Annotated in this window: 4 protein-coding genes; all 4 read left to right on the forward strand. The window is 40.2% G+C overall.

From position 1 onward, the window contains the following. The first annotated feature begins 50 nt into the window (after positions 1-50). The 4 genes from ACE1CM_RS01425 (at position 51) to ACE1CM_RS01440 (ending at position 2,137) form a co-directional block, all read left to right on the forward strand. Positions 51-494: a hypothetical protein gene (locus ACE1CM_RS01425; protein WP_374875624.1), complete on the forward strand. Its 444-nt coding sequence runs from the start codon at positions 51-53 to the stop codon at positions 492-494. A gap of 86 nt (positions 495-580) precedes the next feature. Further along, a complete protein-coding gene (locus tag ACE1CM_RS01430) occupies positions 581-880 on the forward strand; it encodes a hypothetical protein (RefSeq protein WP_374875625.1) in 300 nt (99 codons plus the stop codon). A gap of 655 nt (positions 881-1,535) precedes the next feature. Next, entirely contained in the window at positions 1,536-1,760 is a 225-nt protein-coding gene (locus ACE1CM_RS01435) for a hypothetical protein (protein ID WP_374875626.1), read from the forward strand. Positions 1,761-1,765: 5 nt separating this feature from the next. Next, positions 1,766-2,137 (forward strand): hypothetical protein, encoded by a 372-nt coding sequence (locus tag ACE1CM_RS01440; RefSeq protein WP_374875627.1) that lies wholly within the window; start codon positions 1,766-1,768, stop codon positions 2,135-2,137. The last annotated feature ends 1,322 nt before the right edge of the window (positions 2,138-3,459 follow it).

A 3,459-nucleotide genomic window follows, 5' to 3' on the forward strand; every position in this document is an offset into this window, starting at 1 on the left:
AAACTAAATCTCAAACTTTTACAATTGAAGGACCATAAATGTGAACGACCATGAATGATTTTGACCACTTACAATCTGTCTATCGCCTACTTCACAATCAGGAAGTTAATCAATTATTTCGCGATGTTGATGTGCCGGAAAACATCGACGATCTTCGGAATATTCTAGCCAAGGCTAGTTTAAAAAAAGCCGGCTTGGTTAAAGATAATGATAGTGCTTCGATGATGGACATGCCCGTGCAGTTGGAAAATTTAATTCAACCAGAAAAAATCCAGATATTTAGCAATATTGATCGGCTTTCAACTCGTCGTAAGCATAAACCTAAAGTGTGTCTTTATTTTATGGAAGATTTAGAAGATGTAGAGTCAGGCTATTCGCCAGTAGATGGTCAGATTGGTTTTCGGTTAATCAATCCAGATTCTGAGAACGACATATCTGAAGCGACAGCGCGAAACCTTGCCGTTCTTCCTAGGCACTTGAGTGCCGCCGGATAAAATCTCTTTTTGGATCTGGTGACGGGTTTCTCTGGCATAAAGGTAAAGATCTGGTAAATTACTGCGATTGGGAGAAAGGATATCAGATGCAATTACTTTGCAGAAATTTAGACGAAGGCGATCGTATTATTAGACAAGTTTTGAATATTCAGGGTCACGCATTCGAGTTAGATAACTTAACTTACAACGTTAACTCTAATCCAGCAAGACGGTATCGTACCATTCCAGACAGAAAGCCAGTTTTAGGTAGTTTGCAAAGGATGCCTAGAGATCGACCAGTGGCAACTCTCCGGTTTTCGTTTGCCACTTTAACTATTCGTGGAATGCAAAATCCCCTAATTCTTTACAGTCGTACCAAACAAACGAGATTCGCCTTAGTGGAATAACTTACAAAAGTGATAGGAAAGGTTTAACCTTTCCGGTTGGGAAAAGTCGGGATTTTTTTGGGTTATATCTAAAACAAGATTAGATGAGTTGTGTGATTATATGCCAAGACCAGCCTGGTACTATCAGCGTCAGTTAGATTAGGTTCAACCACGGGTATAGTACTATAGGAACCTGCCCAAAGCATCAACTACGGTTGTGCCACGACCAATCGATAAACTGGGATACAAATGCCTGTTTTTACGAGTCGGTACACGTGTCCCCATCATTAAATTATCCTCGAGTAAACAAGCGACTGAATTTTTAGGTATAACGCGATTAAACCTAATATAAATTATAACAGGTGATCGTGTAAACCGGGTCATTCCTAAACCTATGGGGTTCAAACCTTCGATTTCATAAATTGAGTGGAACCCCCCGCGCCGTTCGCGCTTTTAACAACACAGGACGGCGGATAATTAGGTATACCCCAGATCGAATTGATGATAGGGCGCAACAAGCTTATTATTGGGCGCCCATTGCGGACAATAATCAACAACCTACTCTGGCGGGGGTGCTTCCGGCGTTCAATCGATTAGCAAGCGCAATTAGAACCCAGCTTGGAACCTATGGAAGAATAACTTTTAGATTAGAAACCTTAAATACTTCAGGTTAAAAATGGAAGAGTTTTTTTCAATACCTGCAATTTGGTATCCAGGTCAAGACGGAGAGGAAGAGTTTTTTTATGAGTTAGATTTGCATTTTCAGCGAGTTATTGCTACTCGTCAGTGGTTTAATAAAGAAATAACCTCTGGTGATTACATCGACTTGCTTGCCGATCAAGGGATTAATATTTTGACCAAAGCTCAAGATTGGATTGATGGAATCTCTTACAATTTATGAGCTTCATGGATGAGATGAATTGCGACTTGTTGTTGCGCGAATCTATCACCGCGCAACCAATGTCTCCTGCTGGCTACAGACCTATTTATCCTGTATCGGGACCGTTTAGTTCTAATTTCTTGATTATTGAGTGCAAATCTTCTGATGTTCTGCCTCACTGGTGGCTTGGTTGTCAAGCTTCAATCAATTTACTTTTAACACCTTCTTCTTACACATCTACGCCAGCGCTTACTGAATTTTTGGGAATAAATTGCGGTAGAGGCCGAAAAACATTGATTGAAATTCCCCCTGTTGGTCAACAGGCATACATGGTTATTTTAGAAGTTCCCTGGTGGTTTTCACAAATAAGCCTTGCTGTTTGGTATTATCATCCTTAATTATTACCATTCCTGGTATGATTTTAAATCTCTTGTTAAATGATATCAGCCCACCCAGAAACTCATTTGAGTTAGATTCGTTAATTTATAGCTGGAATAGCAGTAGAGGAGATCTGATTAAAAAAGATGCTTTAAACTTTCGTCTGTTAGCTAACTTGGTTAAAATTAGTTGTAACTTGACCGAAGTTCGGACGCCAGGGAAGATGATTTACTTCGTCCGACTTATGTTTCGGCGGTTCATACTAATGGAATACTTTTAGATGTGATGTTTGGGGGAAACTCTAACTCGGAACAGTTAGAATTAGCACCTTTAATTTTGGTGGCTGTTGTTCCACAAGTCCCCAGAATTTTAGAATCCTAGCCGATGCTGCTACAATTAATTTAGTGATTGAGTTAGTAAAATAATGCCGGGTAAATTCAGGAGCGAAATTATTAATGAGACTTGGGATGCGGTTAAATATAGAGGAGTTCTCAACAGCAAGTTAATATCAATAGGCTACAGGCAAGAAGCAGCTTCTGGCAATGAAGCTGTTTTTTCTTGGGATGTGCCTTGATCTGCGTCTCCCAAAGATAGGGCGTACTTGAAGTATTTGGTGGAACAACCGAGTGCAACAAATATCAAAATTAAACTATGGCAAGGGGATGGAAATCAAGGTCTAACGCTAAATAATACTATTGGCATCTCCAGTGATGCTAACTTTAATAATGCTGTGTATGGTTAGAGTGAAAACTTCCCTATTAGATGGGTAACTTTTCAATCTCTTGAGATTGCGATGGTTTGTGCCATCAGACCAGACAACAATGCTGGCTTAATGTCTGCCGGGTTTGTTTGTCCTTCTATAAAACCAACTTGGTGGCCTGATAATTCTCTTTATGCTTTTGCGCCTAATGGAAATGATATCAGTAGGTTTAGGATATTACCAGCAAATCCTTTATCACCAAACCACCACGATATTTTATTTAATCCAGAGAACTTTCCAATTCACATTAACCCAGGTGGAACGAGAGATTTGTTAAAGCGAATAGTTTTATGCTCAAGCACTCAAGGTGCAGTTGTTGGGTTAAGTTCAAGGTGATTTTGGCATTATTGCTAGTAATGGATTAAATAGCTTATCCCAGCTAACTATTGATGGGCAAACTTGGGTAAATATTCGCATAAATAGCTGGTCTTTAGCGGTGAGGATAAGCTGATGATACTGGTTTGGGGAGAGCAAGAGTTTGTTAATGCGAGTGCGTACGCATTCCCACTGTTACCGCCGTCCGAGACTCCTGTCAGCTTGTGGGATACTTGGGATTTTCGCGGTCTGTGGAATCAGTCGATG

It is taken from the genome of Microseira sp. BLCC-F43 (assembly GCF_041929235.1).
Classification (GTDB): Bacteria; Cyanobacteriota; Cyanobacteriia; order Cyanobacteriales; family Aerosakkonemataceae; genus Microseira.

What these genes read in the sequence shown, in the direction of transcription:
- ACE1CM_RS01425 (WP_374875624.1), top strand. Translation starts at nt 51, where the DNA reads ATGAATGATTTTGACCACTTACAATCTGTCTATCGCCTACTTCACAAT.
- ACE1CM_RS01430 (WP_374875625.1), top strand. Translation starts at nt 581, where the DNA reads ATGCAATTACTTTGCAGAAATTTAGACGAAGGCGATCGTATTATTAGA.
- ACE1CM_RS01435 (WP_374875626.1), top strand. Translation starts at nt 1,536, where the DNA reads ATGGAAGAGTTTTTTTCAATACCTGCAATTTGGTATCCAGGTCAAGAC.
- ACE1CM_RS01440 (WP_374875627.1), top strand. Translation starts at nt 1,766, where the DNA reads ATGGATGAGATGAATTGCGACTTGTTGTTGCGCGAATCTATCACCGCG.